Origin of the sequence: uncultured Bacteroides sp. (assembly GCF_910586915.1) — a bacterium.
Classification (GTDB): Bacteria; Bacteroidota; Bacteroidia; order Bacteroidales; family Bacteroidaceae; genus Bacteroides.
Map to the genome: position 1 here is coordinate 1 of NZ_CAJULN010000021.1, position 22,987 is coordinate 22,987.

General features: G+C 48.6%; 15 protein-coding genes and 1 riboswitch. Of the genes, 2 read left to right on the top strand and 13 right to left on the bottom strand.

Going from position 1 to position 22,987, the window contains the following annotated elements; genetic code table 11:
- The 11 genes from QZ331_RS08970 to QZ331_RS09020 form a co-directional block, all read right to left on the bottom strand.
- A partial coding sequence (locus QZ331_RS08970; RefSeq protein WP_294629569.1) for an MATE family efflux transporter occupies window positions 1-554 on the bottom strand: 554 nt, incomplete at its 3' end.
- 36 nt (window positions 555-590) lie between these two features.
- On the bottom strand, window positions 591-1,475 hold the full coding sequence (locus QZ331_RS08975; RefSeq protein ID WP_294629570.1) for a hypothetical protein: 885 nt from the start codon (window positions 1,473-1,475) through the stop codon (window positions 591-593).
- Window positions 1,476-1,546: 71 nt separating this feature from the next.
- On the bottom strand, window positions 1,547-3,967 hold the full coding sequence (gene ccsA, locus QZ331_RS08980) for a cytochrome c biogenesis protein CcsA (protein WP_294629571.1): 2,421 nt from the start codon (window positions 3,965-3,967) through the stop codon (window positions 1,547-1,549).
- Between the two features lie 12 nt (window positions 3,968-3,979).
- Window positions 3,980-7,291 (bottom strand): SUMF1/EgtB/PvdO family nonheme iron enzyme, encoded by a 3,312-nt coding sequence (locus QZ331_RS08985; RefSeq protein ID WP_294629572.1) that lies wholly within the window; start codon window positions 7,289-7,291, stop codon window positions 3,980-3,982.
- Between the two features lie 45 nt (window positions 7,292-7,336).
- The gene (locus QZ331_RS08990) at window positions 7,337-7,915 is read right to left on the bottom strand and encodes a hypothetical protein (protein WP_294629573.1); all 579 of its coding nucleotides are present in this window, start codon (window positions 7,913-7,915) and stop codon (window positions 7,337-7,339) included.
- 48 nt (window positions 7,916-7,963) lie between these two features.
- Window positions 7,964-9,058, bottom strand: a complete 1,095-nt coding sequence (locus tag QZ331_RS08995; protein WP_294629574.1) for a Rid family hydrolase — start codon at window positions 9,056-9,058, stop codon at window positions 7,964-7,966.
- A gap of 13 nt (window positions 9,059-9,071) precedes the next feature.
- A complete protein-coding gene (locus QZ331_RS09000; protein WP_294629575.1) occupies window positions 9,072-10,850 on the bottom strand; it encodes a cytochrome D1 domain-containing protein in 1,779 nt (592 codons plus the stop codon).
- Window positions 10,851-10,860: 10 nt separating this feature from the next.
- Window positions 10,861-11,661 (bottom strand): IclR family transcriptional regulator, encoded by an 801-nt coding sequence (locus QZ331_RS09005; protein WP_294629576.1) that lies wholly within the window; start codon window positions 11,659-11,661, stop codon window positions 10,861-10,863.
- Between the two features lie 428 nt (window positions 11,662-12,089).
- Window positions 12,090-14,120 carry a RagB/SusD family nutrient uptake outer membrane protein gene (locus QZ331_RS09010; protein ID WP_294629577.1) on the bottom strand — a complete coding sequence of 677 codons (2,031 nt, stop codon included), beginning with the start codon at window positions 14,118-14,120 and terminating at the stop codon, window positions 12,090-12,092.
- A gap of 10 nt (window positions 14,121-14,130) precedes the next feature.
- Window positions 14,131-17,316: a TonB-dependent receptor gene (locus tag QZ331_RS09015; RefSeq protein ID WP_294629578.1), complete on the bottom strand. Its 3,186-nt coding sequence runs from the start codon at window positions 17,314-17,316 to the stop codon at window positions 14,131-14,133.
- A 494-nt stretch (window positions 17,317-17,810) separates the two neighbouring features.
- On the bottom strand, window positions 17,811-18,716 hold the full coding sequence (locus tag QZ331_RS09020) for a mechanosensitive ion channel domain-containing protein (RefSeq protein ID WP_294629579.1): 906 nt from the start codon (window positions 18,714-18,716) through the stop codon (window positions 17,811-17,813).
- Window positions 18,717-18,849: 133 nt separating this feature from the next.
- Window positions 18,850-18,946, top strand: a riboswitch (TPP riboswitch).
- On the opposite strand from QZ331_RS09020, the gene pnuC reads away from it, so the two are divergent.
- Together pnuC and QZ331_RS09030 are read left to right on the top strand one after the other, a co-directional pair.
- Entirely contained in the window at window positions 18,947-19,519 is a 573-nt protein-coding gene (pnuC, locus tag QZ331_RS09025; protein ID WP_294629580.1) for a nicotinamide riboside transporter PnuC, read from the top strand.
- Window positions 19,516-20,142, top strand: a complete 627-nt coding sequence (locus tag QZ331_RS09030) for a thiamine diphosphokinase (protein WP_294629602.1) — start codon at window positions 19,516-19,518, stop codon at window positions 20,140-20,142. Before pnuC ends, QZ331_RS09030 begins: the two co-directional genes overlap by 4 nt.
- 67 nt (window positions 20,143-20,209) lie before the next feature.
- On the opposite strand, the gene thrC is transcribed toward QZ331_RS09030, so the two are convergent.
- Together thrC and QZ331_RS09040 are read right to left on the bottom strand one after the other, a co-directional pair.
- Window positions 20,210-21,511: a threonine synthase gene (gene thrC / locus QZ331_RS09035; protein WP_294629581.1), complete on the bottom strand. Its 1,302-nt coding sequence runs from the start codon at window positions 21,509-21,511 to the stop codon at window positions 20,210-20,212.
- A 133-nt stretch (window positions 21,512-21,644) separates the two neighbouring features.
- Window positions 21,645-22,892 carry a cofactor-independent phosphoglycerate mutase gene (locus tag QZ331_RS09040; protein WP_294629582.1) on the bottom strand — a complete coding sequence of 416 codons (1,248 nt, stop codon included), beginning with the start codon at window positions 22,890-22,892 and terminating at the stop codon, window positions 21,645-21,647.
- Between the last annotated feature and the right edge of the window lie 95 nt (window positions 22,893-22,987).

Sequence of the window (22,987 nt, forward strand, 5' to 3'; positions counted from 1 at the left end):
TCGAGAACAATGTTAAGCACCGCACCGATAAGCACCGAACACATCGCGATGGCAGGACGTCCCTGCGCATTGATAAAGCCGTTCAGCCCCGTAGCTATCTCTACGAAAAGGGTACCCAGCAGATAAACGGACAGATAATCGACCGCATAGGGCAACGTGTTTTCCGAAGCTCCCGTAAACAGCAGGATAGGTTTCATAAATGCATAGGCTATGAGAGAGGTGAACAGCGTAAAGAGTATCAGAAGCGTAAAACCGTTGCCCACTATCTTACCGGCACGCAGACGGTCGCCCTGCCCCAGCGCAATGGCGGCCAAAGGAGCACCGCCACCGCCTACAATGGCAGAAAAGGAGGAAATCAGAATGATAAGGGAAGTAGTCACCCCCACACCGGCAAGTGCATCGGTACCGATGCCGGGGATATGCCCGATATAAATACGGTCGACAATGTTGTACAGCAAATTGACCAACTGGGCAGCTACCGCCGGAAGCGCCATCTTAAAAACAAGCGGCAACATACGTTCCGTACCCAGCCGTTCTTCGTATTTAGATACCATTCAAAACTCCTTTTTCTAAAATCCGGAGCAAAGTTACTATTTCCTCACCGGACAAATAGCAGAAATCATACCGAATTTAGCTTTGTCGTTGAGTTGCCATACCACTTTTCCGTCCGAATCGAGCTCTATCACCTGAGGATGATTGGCCTTGCCCGCCTGGCGGTCGTGCCCCTGCCAGTTGCAGATATACAAGCCGCCTTTGCCGGAAGGCAGGAGTTGGGCGACAAAGTACAGTTGTATCCCCGCTATATCGCGGGCGTTCACCCGACGGACAATCTTACCCAGTCCGCCCTCCAATTGCACAAAGCAATGCGCGTCGCCACAAGCCACCAGGCAGTCGCCGTTCTTCAGGAAAGCGGTGGAAAAAGGAGTGCCCGAAAGTTTGACGGTGTGCAGCAAGCTGCCGTCGGGGGCTATCTCGCGCACTTCGGAGGTAGCAAAGAGCGGAACAAGGTAATTTCCCTGTTTGTTCTTGTTGATTTGACGAAACTGTGCGTGAGGGTACCCGATGCCTGTTTCAAACTCGGTCTTTGAGAGAATCTCCCCTTGACGACCGACCTCCAGAATAGTGGAGGGATGTCCGCACCAAGCTATCAACGCATTGCCGTCGGGCAGTACACGTGCCGTCTGCATCTCGCATCCCTCAGGGGCGGCAATGTTCCACAGCTCCCGTCCGTCGCGGGTTATCATCTTGGCACCTTTAGAGTAGGAAAAAAGGATTTCTCCCGTCCGGGTGGCTGCCACCGAGTTGCACTCCCATCCTTTTTCCAACGGATATTCCCATACGATTTCACGGGTTTTCTTATCAATGATGGCAATCTTGTTCCAACCGGAACCGCCCAGCAGCAAATAGCGGGGAGATTTGGCCCGGACCACGGAGGCCGTCAGCAACAAAGCGCACAAGAGTAAAATATGTTTCATACGATGCAATGGTTTAATCAATAATTTATCTGTCATCTCCCCTCCCCGATAAGCAGAGGAAGCAACTGTTTTCAATCATTCGTTTTCCGTCTCCTCGCAAAAGCAATGCCCCCTATCAATGCAACAAAGAGCACCGAACCGAGCAGGTAGACAAAGATGCTGTCTATGTAATCGTTCCGCCCATAGGAATGCATACCGCTCAGGAAGTAATTCACCCCGAAGAACGTCATCAGCACACTATAGAAAGCCATTACCGAGGAGAGATTGAACAGCCACAAGTAGTTGGCAAACGGACGCAGATGAAGATGCGTAACCACAGCGTAGACTACCATCGTGACAAGCGCCCACGTCTCTTTGGGGTCCCATCCCCAATAACGCCCCCACGATTCGTTGGCCCAGACGGCTCCCAAGAAAGTGCCTGCCGTCATCAGCGCAAGTCCAATGAGGAGAGACATCTCGTTGATGATGCTCCATTCCTTTATCCGTTGCAGCAAACCGGGCTTCCCCAAGCCAAGCATCAGCAAATTGACCAGCCCCAATAGGCAACTGATACCGAAGAAGCCGTAAGCTCCCACAATCACTGCCACATGAAACATCAGCCACGGCGATTTCAACACAGGTACCAACGGATTGATTTGCGGGTCCATCCAGTTAAGCCCCGATACAAACAGGATGATTCCACCAAACAGGGCAGACAAAGCCAAAGTGAGCAGACTGCGCCGGGCAAACAGTAATCCGGCAAAGACCGTAGCCCAAGACACATACACCATCGTTTCGTAAGAGTTGCTCCACGGTGCATAGCCCGCTATATACCAGCGCATCCCCATCCCATACATATGAAAAAGGAAAACAACCAAAATAACTCCGCAAACCGCCTTACTTGCCCAACGTATCCACCGGACAGGCCGGAACAGAGCGGCAAAAGCAATCAACAGCAACACGCCCCCCGCCATGAGATACCCCCTCTTGCATTGGGCAAACACATCGAGCCGATTATATCTTATCTCGGCTTGCATCTTTTCGGGAGTGACGCCCGCTATCTTGTTCTTTGCCTGCTGGTAGGTGGCAATCATCTCCGTTATCTCATCGGGTTTGCTCCAGTCGCCGCTCTGAAAGGAGGATTGCACCTCTTCCACATACCAAGTCAGCACACGGGAGACAAACATCGAGTCCTTTCCCGAAAACTGAGACAAATCGTCGCCGGGCGCATACCACTTCTGTTGCGGCTCGTCTTCCCTGGGGAAGAGGTTGAGCAACTGACGGTGGAGCAACTGATGAAAGATATTGATTTGTTCGTCGAACTTTATCAGGTCTTTATCGAAACGGGTACGCTCGGCAGCCATTCTACCATAGGCCTCTTCTAACTTTTCCTGCAATTTGTAGTTTCCGTCAGTATCAAACATATCCATATAGGCACAACGGCCGGAAGGAAGGGCATACAACCGGCTCAACTCTTTGGTGGGAACGGCTATGAAAGGTACGTACATCCAACATTCGGGCATTGCCAAAACGCTAATCAAGAACTGGTCGGAAGTGAGTGTGCCGAATCTGTCCGACTTATGCAGCTTCCGCAAGACCTCGGACGAGAAGGTATTGACGGGAAGCACACGCCCCCTGCCCGACTGGAGTGGCAACGCGCCGAAACGGGCGGCATGACGCGCATCTACAATATGCGTACGTACGGTCTCCGCCGCCTGTGACGAAACATCGGCAGCACACGCCGGCATGGAAAAAAGCACAGACGCCACCGGAAGCAGGCATACGCAACGTAACTCCTTCAGCCGGCGGGCAAGATGCATAAAGCGCGAACGCTTGTCCGTAAAACAGAGCACCAGGCCAAGCAGCAGTATGGCATAACCGACGTAAGTCACAGTACGCCCCGCCACATCACGATTGACGGAAAGCACAGTGCCCCGCTCATCCGGGTCGTAAGACGCCTGAAAGAAGCGGTATCCCTTCACGTCCAACACGTTGTTCATATATACCCGTGCCGGAAAGGTCTCTTCGCCGATATGCACCAACAACTCGCTTTCGTAAGCCGACGGACTGGACGAACCGGGATAGCGGGTAAGCGTAAAGTCTTTCAGTTCCACACTAAAAGGAAGGGTGCGATAAACCGTTCCGCCGGACTGACGCACCGCAAAGCGATTGTCCGTCTGCCCTTCGCGCAAATGCAGGACGCCCTCTTCGCTAAAAAGATGAGATACCAAAGCTCCCAGCAGAATCACAACGAACGCACCATGAACCACCGGCATCCCCCATCCGCGCGTCTTCAACGAACGCCTTCGGGCAGCAACCGCCAGCCAATTGACCACCAACAAAAACTGAAGCAGGAAAAACAAAGGCGAATAATATACCGCCGCCCTGGCGGCCTCACTTCCCTGATACTTCTCTATAAAAGTGGCGGCCGACAAGCCTGCGCCGTAAACAAGCAGCAACACAAGAGTAGTTGCCGACGATGAAACCAGTCTTTTCTGATTTGTTTTTCCCATTCAATCTTTCACTTAATCTTCAATGATGACACGGAAACCTACATTAAATATACATTGATACGGATAGTATCCCTTGCGCGAGTATGAAGCGGCATATTTAGGCCGGTCTATGTACGAACCGCCACGCACCACTTTATATTCGGACACTGCCTTCGGATGCTCTTTATACGGATAGGGCACATAATCCGAACGCGTCCATTCGGCTACATTGCCATGCATACAATACAACCCGAACGGATTGGCTTCGTATTTCTTTCCGCCTACCTGTATCAAGCTACCGTCGTCGACATTTTCCGCTTTGGGTAGGAACGTGTAATACGGATACCAGGAAGACTTGGGCGACATCGGCTGGGGGTCGACTCCCGCTACGGCAAACTTGTTGGTAGTTGCATCGGCGAGATTGTCTTTCGTACCGAAATCAGCATTCAGATTGCCGAACCAGAAAGCCTCTTCGCTGCCACCACGGCACGCCCATTCCCATTGTGCCTCGGTGGGAAGCGTGATGTTCAGTCCGGTCTGCCGGCTCAATATCCGGCAATACTCCATCGCATCGTTATAGCTTACGCGAATCACAGGCTGCTCCGGCAGGTTAGCAGGATAGCCCGGCACTACGTGGTCTTTCCACTGTTGGTCTACATAGCGGCTGTCGTGCTGCGGGAATATAGCGTTGTATTGCTGGTTGGTCACTTCGAGTTCACCCATCCAGAAGGGTTTGGCAATCTTCACCCGGGCGGTAGGATAGGTATCCGGTTCGCCCTCGTAACTTCCCATCACAAACTCACCTGCCGGGATACGCACAAAGGTCATCCGAACACCGGGGGCTATCTCCACTACCTTGACGGTCTCTGCTTCGCCTGCCAACATCTCTTTTACCTTATCCGCCGCAAAAGGCCAGCCTTTTGCCTTCCGTACCTTTTCCTTCACCGGGGCGACCACTTCCGGCATCACCAGCTTTATCTCTCCTTTGTTTTTCAGTTGGGCGGCATAGTCGGCTATCTCCTTCTTCCAATCTACTGCGGCACCACAGGCGTACTTGTCGTTCAGTTGTTGGCGCCGTTCTATCTGGTCATATCCCTGATAAGGGAACGATGTCAGCACATTGGCATTGAAGTATCCCTTGTCGGGAGCATTGTAGTCAATCCAATTATAAATCTTACGCCATTCCGCATCCGTCAGCTTCACGTTGTAATGTCCTTTCTTCAACAGGCGGACCAGTTCGCTGGTATTGGGATGATATTCGTAAGGATAGAGCACTACCATATCGCCTTCACCTCCCTGACGGTGCACATACGGATGGAGGTTGAGATAGGATGTACCATATCCGTGTTTGTCTTTCTTTCCACCACGCAAATCGAACGCCTTCCCTTCGCCGTTATGACAAGCGATGCAGGCGCGGTCTAAAATAGGTTGCACCTCCAAGTCGAATGTAAAGGAGCGGGGTCCTCCTTCGGGGGGAGTCAGGGTGTGCGGCTCCTTTTGCGAAGCAATCACACGCTTGGGAATGACAATCTGATTCTGATTTTCGTGACATCCCACACAAGAGACAATCTCTCCCGGTTGTCCGGTCAGCCAGCTACGCATCCACTGTACCGCCACTCCGTCCTTGTCCAAAGGCTGGATGGAAACGGGTGTGTTGGCAGGGATTTTAAAGATTACCGAACCGTCTTCCTCCACAGGCACAGTGCCCAGCATACGCTTGATGTCCCAGCCCGACTGGATACCGTGCCAGTTGTGGTCGGACTGCGTCTGTACATAGGCATATTCGTAAGCGTGCAGACGGAGTGCTTTCACCGTTCCGCGCGGAATACCTTGCAGCCCTTCGCCTTCGTATATATCCTGTATAAAGACGGTCGCCTGCTTGTCGTCCAGTTTCACCCGGTCGGGAATGGCGGGCGGAGTCACTGTTTTGCGCACGGCTATCGGGCTGATGTATCCTTCGCCTTCCATCTTATGCAGGCAAGTCACGTTATCGAACTTGTCTACCAAGTAAATTCCCCACAAATCATCCTCCGACAGTTTTGCGGCAACCAGGAAATAGGTGTCATTGAGCGGAGAGGGTTTGATGAACTGCGGCCATACCCCATCCACCAAACGGTCTTTCACCACTTCGACTATCGGACGGTTGCGGTAGGGAATCTCCTGCAACATACCCGCCGCGCCTTTGCGCGCCTTCGCCGGGTCGAACAGGATAAGACGCCCCGAACGCGCCACGCCGTGATGTCCGGAGATGATACCGACAAAGGCGGAACCGTAACCGGGTAAAGGCTGCACGTCGAAAGTGCTGTTGGGAAACATCGACCCACTGCCGTACAAGGCTTTTTGCTCAGTGCCGTCGGGGTTCATGTTCATCACGATGCGGGTATAGTAATGCGTCAGGTCGGTGTATTCCCAACGTGTGTACATCACACGTCCGTTGTTCATGACCACCGGATTCCAGTTGGCATCCTGGTCGAACGTCAGACGGCGGAGAGTTTTGCTTTGCGGCGTATAAAGTACCATATTTCCTACGGGGTCGCTACCGTTGACGCAAGGAACGCCATGATAACCGATGTTTGAATTGGCTATGATACGCCCGTCAGGCAGATATGTGCCGTCATAAAACTCCAGGTCTGGCTCCGGATTGTCAATCAGTTGCCGGCAAGTTCCAGTTCCGCCATTCAGTTTCACTTCAAATACATTCCAGCGATTGTCGGACATGGTTTGAGTGAACATGGCACGCTCACCGTCCCAATGCAGCCGCAAATCAGCAATCGAAGAGGTATTGGTTGGTTCATAGATAGTACGTATCCGTATATCTTGGCGCAAATTGCTCAGTTCTACAATTTCAGCATCGAAGCCTGTGCGGCGTGCCGATTCCTGGTTGCTCCAGTTGTTGGATTGTGTGCCAAGCTCGGGAGCCATCGCCGCGCGGGCTTTGTCGCCCAGTTTGTAACGGACGGTCAACACCTTGTCGCCGTTCAGCAACGGATTGGCGAGCAAGAGCGCGCGTTTGTTGGCTATCGCTTTTTCCGCATTTGCCAGCACAGCCTCATCGCCGCTATTCACATCACCGAATCCTTGCTTCACTTGCAGCTCCAGTTCTGCCAGCACGGGTTGATACTTGGCGGCATCAAACCCTTCAAGCTGCTTCATATCTTCATACGCCAAACGCACGGCTTCTATATTCAGCCATTCCAACTCGGTTTGCAACAGGCGTATGCGTTGTGCCTGTTTTTCTGTTGCGGAAGCATTTGTCTCGGTTTGCTGCTGTTGGGAGTGTGCCCCGGCAACAGAAAACAAAGAAAATGCAACACACAATAGTAATGTATGATATCTGTATCTCATGGCGGTTCGTTTAAGTCGAATTGATACTCTTTCGAGAAATCCGGTTTATAAGGTAGCAGTAGGATGAGTGAAACGCAAACCTGCATTGTCGTGATAGTTTGCCCATTCGCAGACAACAGCGCCTTCGGGACCTGCCATCATAAAGTGAAAGGTTTCCATCTCTTTCAGACGCAGGATGTCGCCCACCTCCTGTTTCACGCAATTCCGGCTTTTGACGGGGCCGTGTGTAGCAGGAATAGCCGGTGCATCCGGAGTGTCCTCTCCCACTTCCGAGAAGTTATACACCCAGCCTTTTTCTACCATCCATGATTCGTGTTTGGCAGGGAAGTCTGTCCGGACGTGTGCGTGTTCGGGAATCATCTGCCCCGGAAGCAAATAAATGGCATGAGCAAAATAGCCATATTCCGCATCGTTAATCCAAAAGATTCCTCCCATACCTACGTGTTCGAAATCTCCCAACCCAAAATCCGTCACCCACATATTCTCTGCCATGAACCGGGTGAAGGGGACATCGTAGTGGGCAAACATATCTTTCATCGCTTCGATGGCTACTGCCTGTTGGAACTCGCCGTTTTTATAAAAATCGGCATTGGTGTACTTTTTCAAATAAGTTTTTGTTTTCATTTGTCTATCATGTTTTTTAGTTAGTTTATCCTTGTCATATCCGGCAAATCATTCTATCGCTATCCCTTCTATCTCAATCAGCAACTCTTCTCTGCACACATCTGCCTGCAAATAGACAACAGGAATAGAGAGCCCGTACGTTTCGAGCACATCTCTCGCCGCCTCATAGTCGGAAGCATTTTTCAGATAAACACGCAGCATCGCCAGCCGGGCCTTGCCGGTCAACTGGGCTATGTTCTCCATTGTTGTCTGCAACTGCTGTTGCACTCCGGCCTCTTTCAGACTCTCTTCTCCACGGATAGCAGCCGTTCCCGATATGTACACCAGGCGACGGTCGCGGAAAGTGATGCTCTTGGCACGTTCGAACTTCGGGGTTGTCTTTGGCTGGCGGGCCTCTTCGAGCACCCGGCCGGAATAAGCGTGAGCGGCTACCTGCAACTTGTTGTCAATAGCAGTGACAAAAGCATCGGACGTATGAAACAGTGCCGCATCCATATCAATCAACACACCGCCCAGGCTCATACCTATCCCCGTAGCGGCAGGGTATCCCTTCTGCCACTCGCCCGCCGCATAAAAGGCGGAACGTACGTTATTGAATGACTGATAGTGCTGTCCGGCTCTGTCGTATCCCGTGATTTGCCCGATATAGTTCCATTGGCGGACAATGCTGTCTATCGGAAACGACTCTTTATCCAATATACTTTTCCAGCGGTGAAAAGCGGCTGCCGATTGTTGTTCCTTGTCGGCACAGGGTTCGTCTCCCCGACATCCGCCTGCATAAAGGAAACGTCCCGACTCATTTTCCAATACTACATAAGGCAGGTCGTCGTAGTGTCGATATTCTATCCGTTCGTCTGCTTCGGGACGATAGCTATGCACTTCCATCGCCAAAGAAGCGCCCAACACCGGTTGCAGCACATAACAGACAGCTGGCTCGTAATCGCCGAAAAGACAATGCAACTTCTCCTTGAGAATCTGCTGCCGGGCAGCCAACTCCTCTTCTACGGCAGGCGTACCGAACCATACCAGCCTCAACACGCTTTCTTCCACGGGCAACTGTGCCAGCAAAGTGTCTACCATAGACGAAAAATCAGCCGCAGCAGCCGTGTATAGGGAATAATGTATTTTATCGCAATAGTTCATAATGTTTTCCTTGTTAAAGGGAATTGACGTATTCGGTCAATTCCTCGATTTCTTTTTTCGATACTTTTCTGTCAATCCCGTGTTTGTGAATCTCGAATACCTCCTGCATAGTGGCGGCACGACCGTCAAACAGATAGGGAGCCGTGCGCCAGCACTCTATCAACGTAGGGGTATCCCAGCCTTTTTCAAACTCTATATCTTCGCCTATCCGATGCAGCTTCATGTCCGTATAAAAGGGGCCGCTATGACAATCGCCGCACTTCAACTTATCGAATACTTTTCTGCCTGCCTTAGCCTTCTCCGACAACTCACCGTCTACCAAATACGGACTGGGAACAGGACGCAAAGACTTCATATAAGCATCCACACACTCCGCCATCTCTTCCTCAGGCTCATAGAACTGGATATACCGGAAACCGGCACGTACTGCCACTTCCGCTTTGGCGCGAATGCCCGAAATCATATTGGGCGGCGTCGCATGACTATAAAGCAGGCTTTTGCAGTTTTTAGGATTGCCTACTCCGTCGTTCATCAAGTCCCAGTTCATGCCATCGGTACGACCGTCGCCGGGATGACATCCGTTGCAACTTTGCCAACCCTGATAACAGTGCGCGGCGTCATTAAAGTATTTCTCTCCTTTCTGCTCTTTCGTCTCGGTACGTCCTTCGTTCATCGGAACGGCAGTGACCGACAGTGTATGCGTGTCTACTATATTCAGTATATCGGCAAAATAGGTGGGAACAATCAGTTTGTTGCCCGACAGGAGAAGGTTGCGAGGACCGTTGCCCTGCAAAGGAATCCTTTTACGAAGTCCGTAGAGAAAAGTCAGGTCGTACTCCAGGCGGCTTCTGTCTCCGTAGTTTCTGAACTTATCGAGCATCCGCGAATGCTCAATAACGCTGACTTCGTGCGTGCCGCTATGCGCAACGTAGATATACCGTTCGTCGCAGGCAATCCCCCACACTCCGGCAGCTCCCCGGTCGGCTTCATCGACCAGAACAGCTCCCTCGAACTCCTGCTTCTCCACATTGATGATGCTGAAAGCGCTGGTATTCATCCATCCTTGCTGCAACTGCGAAGTGGGTACCGTGAAACGGCCCAAGTTATGAGAAACATAGATATAACGCCCATCGGGAGTGATGCATATATCCCGCAAAGCGTTGCTGCCGTTTGCCAGCCGGATATCTTTCACTTTGGTAAAGCTCTTCATATCAATCACCGACACACAAGCTGCCACAATGTCGAGGTCTGCCCGTTGGGCGGGCAGGAAGTTGGCTACGAACAGATATCGTCCGTCTTTGCTGAACACTGCCGCTCTGGGCTCGCGCAGCACTTTTACACTTCTCACCACTTTACGTGCCACAAGGTCTATCTCGCTCACTGTACCGGCAAACCGGTTGCATACATAAATATGTTTCTTATCCGGCGCCAAGAGCGGAGCGCAGGCTCCCGAACCGACAGGAACCACTGCTTCCACTTTTCCCGAAGGCAACGACAGCACTTCCAACCGTCCGGTCTTCTCGAATGTAGTCACATAGGCTTTGTCTCCGTCGAGCCACAATCCGGTAGGCGTCTCCTCCAACGGATACGAACGAAGGCACGTACGCCCGTCGGCCGTAAAAACGTCCAACTGCTTTGTTCCCTTTTGAGTCATCAGCAATTCTCCTTGCTCACTGACGGCAGTGCCCGTGGTAAAGAAAGGCGGGTTGCCGGCTGTTGCCACAGACACGCCACAGCCAAGCAGGCAAATCAACAAAAGTTTCCTTATCATAGTATATTCCGGTGTTCTCATGATATTCTCTTTATACTCTTCTATAGCCCAATTCGGCGGAAATCTGTCCGGCTATCTCTTTGACTGTTTGTATGGTGCCGCGCAACTGCTCTTCCGGCAGACGGTCTTTCGGACCTGAAATCCAAATGGAACCGCAAGGATATCCCGTATAATTCAGCACCGGAGCACCTACGCAAATCACGCCGCTCAACTCCTCCTCATTGTCGAGCGCATATCCCTGCCGGTAGACTTGCTCCAATTCCTCGAGATACGCTTCGCGCGAAGTAATCGTGCGGGAGTTGTAGCGGGCAAAAGTCATATAAGAAAGGTAGCGGTTGCGGACGTTCACAGGCAGATAAGCCATGATTGCTTTTCCCGGAGCGGAACAGTGCAACTCGAAGGGCTTGCCCGGCGACAGGACAAAACAGAATGCGTGATGCCCCCGCACCTGCTCAATAAAAATACCTTTTTCATCGCCCAATACGCCGAAGCAGGCAGTCTCTTTCACCCTGTCGCGCAAATCGCGCAAGTGGGGCAATACTGTTTCCAGCAGATTGTGTTCATTCAATGCACGGAAACCCAATGTCAGCAGTTTCCGCGTCAATTTATATCGCTTGGCGTCTTCGTGAAACGATAGATAGTCCAGCCGCACCAGCGTATTGAGGATGCGATAGGCAGTAGTCTGCGATATCTCAAGTGCCTGCTTTATCTCCTGCAACGTCTCTCCATCGGGCCTTGAAGAGAGATATTCAATCACTGCAATGCCTTTTTCCAGATTAGGCACCTTATAATTATCGTCTGTTTTTTCCAGACTTTGCTCTACATTTTCCATATTTGGTAATTTGTTTTCCATATTTGAAACAACGTTCCATCTTTCGGATAAAAATAGGGATGTTGATTTTAAATGGAAGAATGAAGATGCGAAAATAAGTTAAGTATGCTGCATAACATAATTTGGAAGATAAAAAAAGGGGATATCCGAAACTACTCGGACATCCCCCTTTTTTTAAATTAAAAGAATACGTTTGCTATTTATCTGAGAATCAATAATTATCCGTCACCTCCCCTGGCCGGAGTTACAGTCTAATAATCAGCTTGTTACAGCAGATATATGCGCTGTATGCAGGACATATAGATGCTGGACGTAGCGCATATAGATGCTGGAGACAGGACATATATGCGGTGGACGCAGGATATATATACGCTGCAAATCACTCATACATAAGGAAATAGCAGACAATCTTTTCTGTCTTTACCGTTTTAGTCTATTTCAGGACCTTGTCCGCCAATCTTTGGCCAACCCGGATTCTGATAAATCACAGATGTTTCAAGGTCTGTCTGGTCACCACTGGCTGTCTGGCGGAATGCACTCTGGGGCAAAGGAGACAGATAATGAGCGGAAGTGAATTTATAACCGTCAAACGCTGAGTTGTTCACCTTACTTATTTGGTAAGGACGAATATATACTCCGCTGGTTTCCTGACTTGACATATTACCTTTACCGCCTTCAACATCGACAACAACCAAATCTTCATTGTTCTCGTTCTTCCATACTCCTTGATAAACACTTCCCCAATAACGCATACCTTCAATCTGATAACCGTCAATTTGGTCGCAAGCTCTCCAACGTTTCAGGTCAGCCCAACGCATACCTTCGCCGATAAATTCATTGCGGCGTTCACGACGGATGTTATACAATGTAGCATCTACCAACTGGCCATGAGAATAAGCACCGAAGTCGCCTTCCGCTTCCTTATTCATCTGTGTAGCGTTGATGGTCTTCGTGTAGTCAGTATCAACCTTTGCACGTGTACGCAACTTTCTCCAGTAACGGTCAGCAGTAGCGTCAATGTTTCCGTTCTTTTCATAGCACGCTTCCATATAGTTGAGCAAAGCCTCCGTACCACGGAACACGATGCTACCGGTAGTGCCTTTGTGATGCAACGTCTGCATATAACTATTGTAGTGCTTACCTTTCTTGATGGCATACCCCGTTACCATACGGGTTTCATTGTTACCTTTCACCACCCAAGACAAATCTACGCGGTTGACATCTCCGCCGGATGTGTAATTCTCGATATCGTTATCCTTCTTTGTAAAGAGCTGAATGCGAGAGTCGCGATTTTGCAAAGTAGCTTTAACGCCTTCCTTTTCCCATTCCGGTTCATATCCGGAATTGCTTGCGTAGATAGGCAATCCGTTACGCATCAAGAAAGAATTGACCAATCCGCGTGTCCATCCCGAACCACCGCCATTGTTCTGCAACTGCATCTGGATGTTATGAGTCACGCCTTGCGCTTCGATAAACTTACGCCACAGCAGAACTTCGCTGTAATTTTCCATATTTTCGTCGCAAAACATGGTGTAATAAGGATTAAGGCTTGCGAAACTTCCGCTCATTCCTTCAGGAGCATCCGTGTTCTCAACCAGGTTGCCTACCAACTGGTCACCTACAACTTTGGCAGATTTCATCGCTTCCTCCAGGAAATAATTAATTTCCGTGTCAATATTGAATCCGTTCAAGTCGGCAGCATTGCCAGGCCATCCTTTTCCTCCGGGAACAAAAGCGATTCCTTTGTGATGCTTCAACCAAGTGCCTTCATACAGTGCCACACGCGAACGAAGCAGATAGGCCACATTTTTACTGATACGGTTCTTTCCTCCAGGAGCTTCATTACTCAAGAATTCAATGGCTTTATCCAAATCGGACAAGATAAAACGTGCCACTTCATGACGCGGACGACGTTTGGAGGCTTCAATCAATATCGCCTGCTCGTCTTCCAACACTTTCTCAATGATGGGACAATCGCCAATGGATTGCAACTTATCAAAGTATGCATATGCACGATGCACATACATTTCACCTATATAGTGACGGATATTGGCTTCCGAACCGGAAATCTGTCCTGCTTCGTATTTGGGAAGCACCTGCTGGAAGAAATAGTTGCAATCACGGATTTGGAAGAAATTCCATACTGCTCCTCTTTCATCGTCGCTCGTAGTAGAACCTACACGCCATTCGCCTGGAACCCACCGCGAAGAGTAAGATGTAGAAGCCTGATTGTCCGTATTATTATCGTTTCCAAACACGCTGATACCATAGCTTCCCGGAGCGATGGAAGTGAAGAAGTTATACAAGTTGATGGAATATGCCGCCAAATCGGCTTCGGCCGAGAAATAAGCAGCAGGCGTAATGGAACTTTCAGGTTCCTTATCCAAAAAATCGTTGCATGAAGTAAAACCGGCAAGCGATGTACTCAACAACAGGATATTTATATATTTCAGTTTCATAATTATCTTTTTAGAATGTTACACTTAAACCAACAGACATTGTCTTTGATAACGGATAAGTTTTACCGAGATTACCACTACCATATCCGGCACCTATCAATTCGGGGTCTGCTATGCTTGTAAAATTAGTTATTGTCAACAAGTTTTCAGCAGATGCAAAGACACGCAGGTTCTCCACATAGAATTTCTGAGTCAGCGCTTTAGGCAATGTATAACCCAAAGTGATATTCTTCAGACGGCAATATGCCGCGTTCTGCAAATAACGAGTCTGCGTACTAGTGTTTCTACCACCACTCCAGTCCGGACGCGGATAATATGCACCTTGATTTTCCGGTGTCCAATAGTCTCCATGTTCCTTGAAGCCCAGTGCCTGCCATTTGCCTGTACCAGTCGCTCCCCAGAAAGTGGCGCTACCTGCCATATAATCACGTTTTAAAGTACCCTGGAAGAATACTTTCAAATCGAATCCTTTCCAAGCCGCATCAAGATTCAGACCGAAATTGTAACGCGGAGTTGAGTTACCGATGATTGTAAGGTCGCCATGATCTTCAAGAGTATTTTGGCCATTGTTCACTTCACCGTCTCCATTCAAATCGGCATACATGATATCTCCCGCCGTCCAGTTGCTTCCGAAACGGCTTTGGTCTGCTTCTGCCAAGTGCTTATCCATTTCTTCTTGCGAATTGGCAATACCTATTGTAGTATATCCCCAGATGTCGCCCAACACTGCGCCAGCATAATAGGTACTTAAACTCTTTGATGGATTAGGATATTTGTCGATAACCACCTGGTTGTCGCTCAAAGTCAACGAAACTCCATAACGGAAATCCTTGACTACATCGCGCCAGCTTACCTGCAAGTCCCATCCTTTAGATGTCATATCCAAGTTATTGATTTTGGGTTCTTTTGCTCCCAATACATCTGGAAGTTCTTGTGCGGGACCTACCATGTCATAAGTTTTACGCTGGAAATAGCCAAACGAACCGGTGAGGCGATTGTTAAATGCTCCCCAATCCAAACCGATTTCCCAAGTACGGTTCTTTTCCCATGTAAGCAAGGTAGATACCAAAGCAGGTTGTCCGGCAGTATTGGGTTTTGCGTCATTCACCAGCCAGTTACCATTGTTAGGTTTGTAATCAATGGTCGGATAGAAAGGATACCAGTTATCAGTATTTTGGTTACCCAGTTCACCCCACGAAGCACGAAGTTTCAAAGTGCTCAGAACATCTGTATAATCTTCCCAGAACGCTTCTTGCGAAATGTTCCAACCTGCTGAGAAGGAAGGGAACCAATTCCAACGGTTGTCGCGCAAGAAACGTGAAGAACCATCGTAACGGATATTTCCTTCAAACAAATAACGGCCTTTATAATCGTAGTTCAGACGACCAAAGAAACCGGCAGTAGTCCAACTGTTGTATGCACCACTCGCTTTCGGGTTGGTACTTGTTGTGTTCAACGTAGGCAAACCGGATAAGATACCATCCTGCTGAGCCTGTATAGTACGCTGACGGAACCATTCGCTTTGGAAACCGACCATTACCTTGAAGTTATGATCGTTCAACGAATGGCTATACTCCGTGAAGATATTAGGATTAAAATAATTGCTCTTATAATTATACTCTCTGACAGAAGAAGTTCCGTTAAAGTCGACAAATGGCTCGTTATTTATATTATAACCATATGTTGTCTGCCAGTCTGTATGTGCATTATTATTGTTAATGCGGTAGTTCAATTCGGCATTGATTATCCAACCTTTCAACGGAGTCACCTTGAAAGCCAATTGTTGTGCCAAGATGTCATTTTGAGTGTTATACATACCTCCGTTCTTCAGACGTTCGATGTACGACTCTGCCACATAATGTCCGTTCGGGTCTATTGTAGGAATGATAGGCCAGTAACGACACATATTATGGTAAAATTCATCCGTACCGTTCACCATAACTACCGGAGCTTGATAGTCTGTACGGGTAAACCGGCTACTATAAGTCATTGTCAACCAGTTTGTCAAATCCGCATTAATCTTTGCGGTCACCGCATAACGTTGTTTGTTATCGTCTCCATGACGCAATATACCGTTTTGGTCCAGATAGTTGGCAGAGAAATAATATCTCATTTTCTCCGAACCGCCATTGATGCTCAACGTATGTTCCTGTGAGAAACTATTGCCGAAATGCTCTTTCAGCCAATCGGTATTGGCTATAGGCAACAGTGGATTATCATCCCACACTTCCCAACGGTTGTTACTATTGGCGAACATGGTTTTCATGGTAGGATCAGTTTGAGCCTGCTTGATTTGAGCTAACTTCGATTCGGAAAACCAGATGCCATTACCGGAATTTATACTTGCTGTATTCATATAATTGGCCCAAGTATAAGAATCCATCATTTCGGGCATATTCAACGGTGAGTTAAAACGGAAACTGTTGTTATAGTTTATGCTCGTTTTACCAGCTTTACCGCTTTTGGTTGTAACCAATACTACACCACCTGCCGCGCGCGAACCATAAATAGAAGAAGCCGAAGCGTCTTTCAAGACTGAAATATTCTCAATATCCTGCGGATTCAATGCATTCAGGTCGCCTTCCATACCGTCAATCAAAACCAACGGCGTAACAGAAGAGCCCGCACCGATAGTACCCGTACCACGGATATTGATGCTTTTGCTGGAATTCAACGTACCACCACTCTCTGCAACAGAAAAGTTCATACCTGCCACAGTTCCCTGCAAGGCGTCAACTACAGAGTTAATCGGACGTGCCCCGATTTCTTTCGCTCCTACAGTAGAAACGGCACCTGTCAGATTCACTTTCTTCTGAGTACCGAACGCTACTACCACAACCTCTTCCAAAGTTTTGGAATCTTCTTGAAGAATAATGTTCAATGGCTTTCCGTCCCATACAATTTCTTGTGTCACATAACCTACAAAAGAGACTTGTATCACATCCCCTTTCTTAACTCCCGACAGAGAAAAATCTCCGTCAAGCCCCGTAATAGAACCTATAGTAGTTCCTTTCACTACTACAGATGCACCAATCACTGTTTCCCCGGTAGTGTCTTTTACAACTCCGGTACACGCTCCACTCTGCTGTGTGATTTTCATATCGGTAACGCTCGAATTGGCGACCGCATACGCTGTTCCAGTAGAAATACTCATCAGAAACAGCACCATACTGACTGATTTTAGTCGTTTTAACATAGCTGTGATTTTTTTATTAGTCTCTTCCGATATATTTGTTAAACACATTTAAAATAGATTCTTAAAATGTGCAAATAAAATATCGGATGAGTTTTAAATTCAGTCGCAAATATATAAATTATATTTATCACATACACTGAGTTTCTTGAAATATTTTTTAATAAAAGAACTGTATTGTAAAACTTTCCCCTTTTTATAACATATAAAAGAAGTATAAAAACAAAATGATTATCCAGTATTTTTCCCTATCTGCCAAACGGCGAATTTACAGTCTAATAATCAGCTTGTTACAGCAGATATATGCGCTGTATGCAGGACATATAGATGCTGGACGTAGCGCATATAGATGCTGGAGACAGGACATATATGCGGTGGACACAGGATATATATGCGCTGTAAACGCCTCATACTGAGACTGAAAATAGCAGATAATCATATACAAATAAGGGGCACCCGTTGCCGGATACCCCTTATATATAATGGAATGTTAATAATCAGTTGCCCTGGTGCACCGTAAGCTGCGGGAACGGGAAATTGATACCTTTCTTATTAAAGGTTTCATAAATCGCCTTATTGATATCGAAATATACTCCCCAGTAGTCTTCACTGTTTACCCATACACGGGCTACCACATTCACACTGCTGGCATCCAGCGCGTGAAGAGCTACAAACGGTGCAGGGTCGTTCAGTATGCGTGAATCGGCGGCGAGTATGTCATTGACGATTTGCTGCACTTTATCGTAATCTTCGCCGTAGTCGATACCGACAATCCATTCTACGCGACGGGTGTTGTGTGTATTGTAGTTCGTCACTACGCCACTGCTCATTGCGCCGTTTGGAATGTAAATCACCTTGTTGTCACCGGTGGTAAGAATGGTGTGGAAAATCTGAATCTCTTTTACTGTGCCCGAAACGCCCTGGCTTTCAATCCAGTCGCCCACTTTATAGGGTTTGAACAGCAATATAATCAGTCCTCCGGCAAAGTTCTGCAAATTGCCGGACAAAGCCATACCGACAGCGACACCGGCAGAAGCCAACAAAGCCGCAAAGGAGGTGGTTGCAACACCTAACGCGCCGATTACCGAGATTATCAACAGGACGGTCAGCAGAATATTGACAAGGCTCTTGACAAAGGTCTTGATACTGATATCTACTTTCCGTTTGTCCATCAGGCGGCCAACGAATTTGTTGAGCATCGAAATAAGGAAACGTCCTATAATAAAGACAATGGCCGCTATCAAGATACGTTCGCCGGCACGAACACCGAAATTAAGCAATTGCTCGGTTATCAAGGAAATCTTGTCCAGCCCTTCCGCATTGGCAATGGCTTGTGCCGTTAACTTATCGGCGGCCACCCGGGTAGAATCTGCAACTTGTGTTGCCAGAAATAATAGTAACATAATTCTGATATGTATAAAATGAATAAATCGTTGTATAAACCGTTCCTTAAAAAGCGCACAAAGTTATGTTGTTTTCGGTAAATCTAAAAGTTTTTTTTGCTTTCCTCCTGCAAAAGCCGTAATTTTGCCGCCGATTCACTGGTAGGGGTGCCTTAAGATGACGGGCTGAGAACATACCCATAGAATCTGAACCGGGTAATGCCGGCGTAGAGAACTAATTAACAAGCAAGATGAATTTTCTTGAAATATTCGGTACGATTGTCGGTTTGGCCTACCTTTGGCTGGAATACCGGGCAAGTATTTATCTTTGGATAGCGGGGATTATCATGCCTGCCGTTTATATCTTTGTATATTATGAAGCAGGGCTATATGCCGATTTCGGTATCAACATCTACTACCTGGCAGCCGCCGTCTACGGTTGGGGGTTCTGGAAGTGGGGGCAACGGAAAGGCAAACGACACCCGTCTGTTCTACCTATTATACATATGCCGTGGAAATGTTATCTCCCTCTCCTGTCGATATTCATCGTCTCGTTTGTGGGTATTGCCCGGATATTGATTGAATATACGGACAGCAATGTGCCCTGGCTGGACAGTTTCACCACGGCACTGAGCATCGTAGGTATGTGGATGCTGGCGCGCAAGTATATCGAACAATGGTTTGCATGGATTCTTGTAGACATCGTCTGCTGCGGACTTTATGTGTATAAAGAGCTTTATTTCACATCGGCCTTATACGGGCTTTACTCCATAATAGCCGTCTTCGGATACTTGAAATGGAAAAAATTAATGAGCATACAATGATAAACGAACGCTATACTCCCGAAGCTGTGATATTGGCCAACGGTGAATACCCTACCCACCCTCTCCCCTTGCAAATGCTGGAAGAAGCCCGGTTTGTGGCTTGTTGTGACGGCGCAGCCAACGAATATATCGCCCGCGGCCACAGGCCGGACGTAATCATCGGCGACGGTGATTCTCTTTCACCCGAATATAAAGAACGTTTCTCGTCCATCGTGCTCCGGATAGCTGACCAGGAAACGAACGACCAGACCAAAGCCGTCCGCTTTCTGCAAGAGAAAGGGGTTCGACAGATTGCCATTGTAGGGGCTACCGGCAAACGGGAAGACCATACATTGGGAAATATCAGTCTGCTGATGGACTACATGAAAGAGGGCATGGAGGCAAGGATTGTTACGGACTACGGTGTGTTTATACCTGCAAATGGCACACAGACTTTCGAATCGCATCCCGGCCAGCAGATTTCCATCATCAACTTCGGAGCGAAGGGATTGAAAACGGAAGGATTGGTGTATCCGCTCAGCGACTTCGGCAATTGGTGGCAAGGCACACTCAATGAGGCAACAGCCGACAAGTTTACCATTCATTGCACGGGAGCATATCTGATATTCCTGGCTTACGTGTAAAACAACAATCGAAGGAAAGGTTTGTGCCACCCCATTGGCACGGCTGTGCCAACGGGGGAAATGAAAGTCAACGCGCAAGCAGGTACTTCCTGAAGTCTGCAAATTCTTTGGTCATCGGCAGGCTCTTCTTCTCGCCCTTCATAAATTCCTGCAATTTGGCGGGTATTTCTACGGTTTCGCCAATGATGCTTTCTACGGTTTCGAGGAACTTGGCAGGATGGGCTGTTTCAAGGAACACGCCTGTTTCGCCCGGTTGCAGGCTTTCTGACAATGCACGGTAGCCGCACGCGCCGTGGGGGTCGAGCAGATAATGATGTGCCGTCCAGGTCTCTTTGACCGTCTCGCGGATTTGCGCGTCGGTATAGGCAGTTCCCGAAATCTCGGCAGAGATAGCGGCATGGGAGCCTTGATACAAATCGAGTATGCGGGCGAAGTTGCTCGGGTCGCCTACGTCCATTGCGTTGGCGATGGTTGCAACGGAGGGACGGGGATTGTATTCGCCCGTCTGCAAGTATTGGTAAAATATGTCGTTGCGGTTGTTGGCGGCAATGAAACGTTTCACGGGCAGGCCCATCTTCTTGCCAAAGAGGCCGGCGGTGATATTGCCGAAGTTGCCGCTGGGCACACAGATTACTGCATTGCCGGCTTTTCCGGCACGCTTCAACTGGGCGTAAGCGTAGAAATAATAGAAGGCTTGCGGCAGAAAACGGGCAACGTTGATGGAATTGGCCGAGGTAAGGGAAAGATGTTCGTTCAGTTCCTTGTCCATAAAGGCCGATTTCACCAAAGCCTGGCAGTCGTCGAATGTGCCGTCTACCTCAAGTGCGGTGATATTCTGTCCGAGCGTGGTGAATTGTTTTTCCTGTATTTCGCTGACTTTTCCTTTCGGGTAGAGCACATAGACGTGGATGCCTTCAACTCCTAAGAAGCCGTTGGCTACCGCGCTTCCCGTATCACCGGAAGTAGCTACCAGCACATTGACATTCTTCCGTCCTTCTTTTTTAATGAAGTAACCGAGCAGACGTGCCATAAAACGGCCGCCCACATCTTTGAAAGCCAACGTAGGGCCGTGGAAGAGTTCCAAAGAGTAGATATTCTCCGATACCTTTACCAACGGTACGTCGAAACTTAGCGTATCGTACACTATCTGCTTCAGCGTATCGGCAGGAATGTCTTCACCGAAAAAGGCGTCGGCTACCCGATAGGCTATCTCCTGAAAAGAAAGACCGTCGATTGTATCGAAGAAGTCTTGGGGAAGGGGTTTGATAGACATGGGCATAAAGAGGCCTTTGTCGGCTGCAAGGCCTTTTACCACTGCTTCTTGCAGTGAGGCTAAGGGGGCTTGTTTATTTGTACTGTAGTATTGCATGGGGTGATATTTTTAAGGTTCACCACAGAGGACACGGAGTTTCACAAAGTTTTTTCTTTATGTTTGAAAAAGCCCGAAAGTCTGCGTGTGTCCGGCGATGAGGTTTTAAATTTCGTCTTTATTCTCAAACTATCTAAAGAAACTCTGAGGGATTCTGTGTACACTGTGGTACAGAATTCATGAATGCTTTGATAAACTCGTCTTCTTTCAGTAGGCCGTAGCTACCGCTACACGCTGCAACTTCGTCATATGTCTGTACTCCGTCCGGCTCGATGCTCGGATACCAGATGAGGAATGGGATGGGTTCGGCGGTATGTGTACGCAGTTCGCAGGGAGTGGGATGGTCGGGCAATACGGCTATTGACACAGGCTCGTCCCAGTCTTTCACCGCTTCATAGACGGGGCCTACGACACGCTTATCGAGATTCTCGATAGTCAGCAGCTTCAAGCCGACGTCTCCTTCGTGTCCCGCCTCATCGCTGGCTTCGATATGCAAATAGACAAAGTCGTCTGTCTGCAAGGCTTCCAGGGCGGCAGCCACTTTGTTTTCGTAATTCGTATTGTAAAGTCCGGTGGCTCCTTCTACAGCGATGCGGCGCAAGCCTGCGTAGTAACCGATTCCGTTTATCAAGTCTACTGCCGAGATAACCGCTCCGCGCTTCACTTGCGGGAATGTTTCGGAGAAAGCAGGCATCTGCGGACGATAACCGGGACTCCACGGCCAAATGCTGTTTGCCGGGTCTTTACCTTCGGCGATACGTTTCAGGTTCAACGGGTGGTCTTTCAGCAATTCCTGCGATTTCATAATCAGGTCGTTAATCAAGCCGGCTGTCTCCTGCGCTTCCGGTGCTAAGGCTTTCACCATCAGCGGACGGAAAGGTTTTAAAGGTACATCGTGCGGCGGAGTGCAGTCCAACTCCTTGCTTCCTCCTTTGATAACCAACAGGTGACGGTATTGGACACCGGTATGGAAACGCACGCGGTCGCTGCCCAACTTCTCTTGGAGGTATCGAATCAGCACGTCGGCTTCTTCGGTCGAAATGTGTCCTGAAGAGTGATTCTTCAGTATCTCTCCTTCCACACAAATCAGGTTGCAGCGCATCGCTATCTCTCCCGGTTGCAGGTCTACGCCGATACTTGCCGCTTCGAGCGGACCACGTCCCTCGTACACCTTCGGAAGATTGTATCCCAACACCGACATATTGGCAACCTCGCTGCCCGGATGAAAACCTTCGGCTACGGTACACAGCCGCCCTACCCTGCCCATACGGGCTAATTGATCCATATAAGGCGTCTTTGCATATTGCAGCAGCGTCTTGTCTCCCAACGACTTCACGGGCCAGTCAGCCATTCCGTCTCCCAATATGATAATATGCTTCATAAATTGAAAAATTGAGAATTGAGAATTAAAAAATGAAAGAAAGCCTCATGTCCGTTTCCGTATGGTGTTTCTCTATTTTTAATTCTCAACTTTAA

What these genes read in the sequence shown, in the direction of transcription:
- QZ331_RS09020 (WP_294629579.1), bottom strand. Translation starts at nt 18,716, where the DNA reads ATGTTACTATTATTTCTGGCAACACAAGTTGCAGATTCTACCCGGGTG.
- QZ331_RS09000 (WP_294629575.1), bottom strand. Translation starts at nt 10,850, where the DNA reads ATGAGAACACCGGAATATACTATGATAAGGAAACTTTTGTTGATTTGC.
- QZ331_RS09040 (WP_294629582.1), bottom strand. Translation starts at nt 22,892, where the DNA reads ATGAAGCATATTATCATATTGGGAGACGGAATGGCTGACTGGCCCGTG.
- QZ331_RS08995 (WP_294629574.1), bottom strand. Translation starts at nt 9,058, where the DNA reads ATGAACTATTGCGATAAAATACATTATTCCCTATACACGGCTGCTGCG.
- QZ331_RS09015 (WP_294629578.1), bottom strand. Translation starts at nt 17,316, where the DNA reads ATGTTAAAACGACTAAAATCAGTCAGTATGGTGCTGTTTCTGATGAGT.
- QZ331_RS09010 (WP_294629577.1), bottom strand. Translation starts at nt 14,120, where the DNA reads ATGAAACTGAAATATATAAATATCCTGTTGTTGAGTACATCGCTTGCC.
- QZ331_RS09030 (WP_294629602.1), top strand. Translation starts at nt 19,516, where the DNA reads ATGATAAACGAACGCTATACTCCCGAAGCTGTGATATTGGCCAACGGT.
- QZ331_RS08975 (WP_294629570.1), bottom strand. Translation starts at nt 1,475, where the DNA reads ATGAAACATATTTTACTCTTGTGCGCTTTGTTGCTGACGGCCTCCGTG.
- QZ331_RS09005 (WP_294629576.1), bottom strand. Translation starts at nt 11,661, where the DNA reads ATGGAAAATGTAGAGCAAAGTCTGGAAAAAACAGACGATAATTATAAG.
- pnuC (WP_294629580.1), top strand. Translation starts at nt 18,947, where the DNA reads ATGAATTTTCTTGAAATATTCGGTACGATTGTCGGTTTGGCCTACCTT.
- QZ331_RS08985 (WP_294629572.1), bottom strand. Translation starts at nt 7,291, where the DNA reads ATGAGATACAGATATCATACATTACTATTGTGTGTTGCATTTTCTTTG.
- thrC (WP_294629581.1), bottom strand. Translation starts at nt 21,511, where the DNA reads ATGCAATACTACAGTACAAATAAACAAGCCCCCTTAGCCTCACTGCAA.
- QZ331_RS08990 (WP_294629573.1), bottom strand. Translation starts at nt 7,915, where the DNA reads ATGAAAACAAAAACTTATTTGAAAAAGTACACCAATGCCGATTTTTAT.
- ccsA (WP_294629571.1), bottom strand. Translation starts at nt 3,967, where the DNA reads ATGGGAAAAACAAATCAGAAAAGACTGGTTTCATCGTCGGCAACTACT.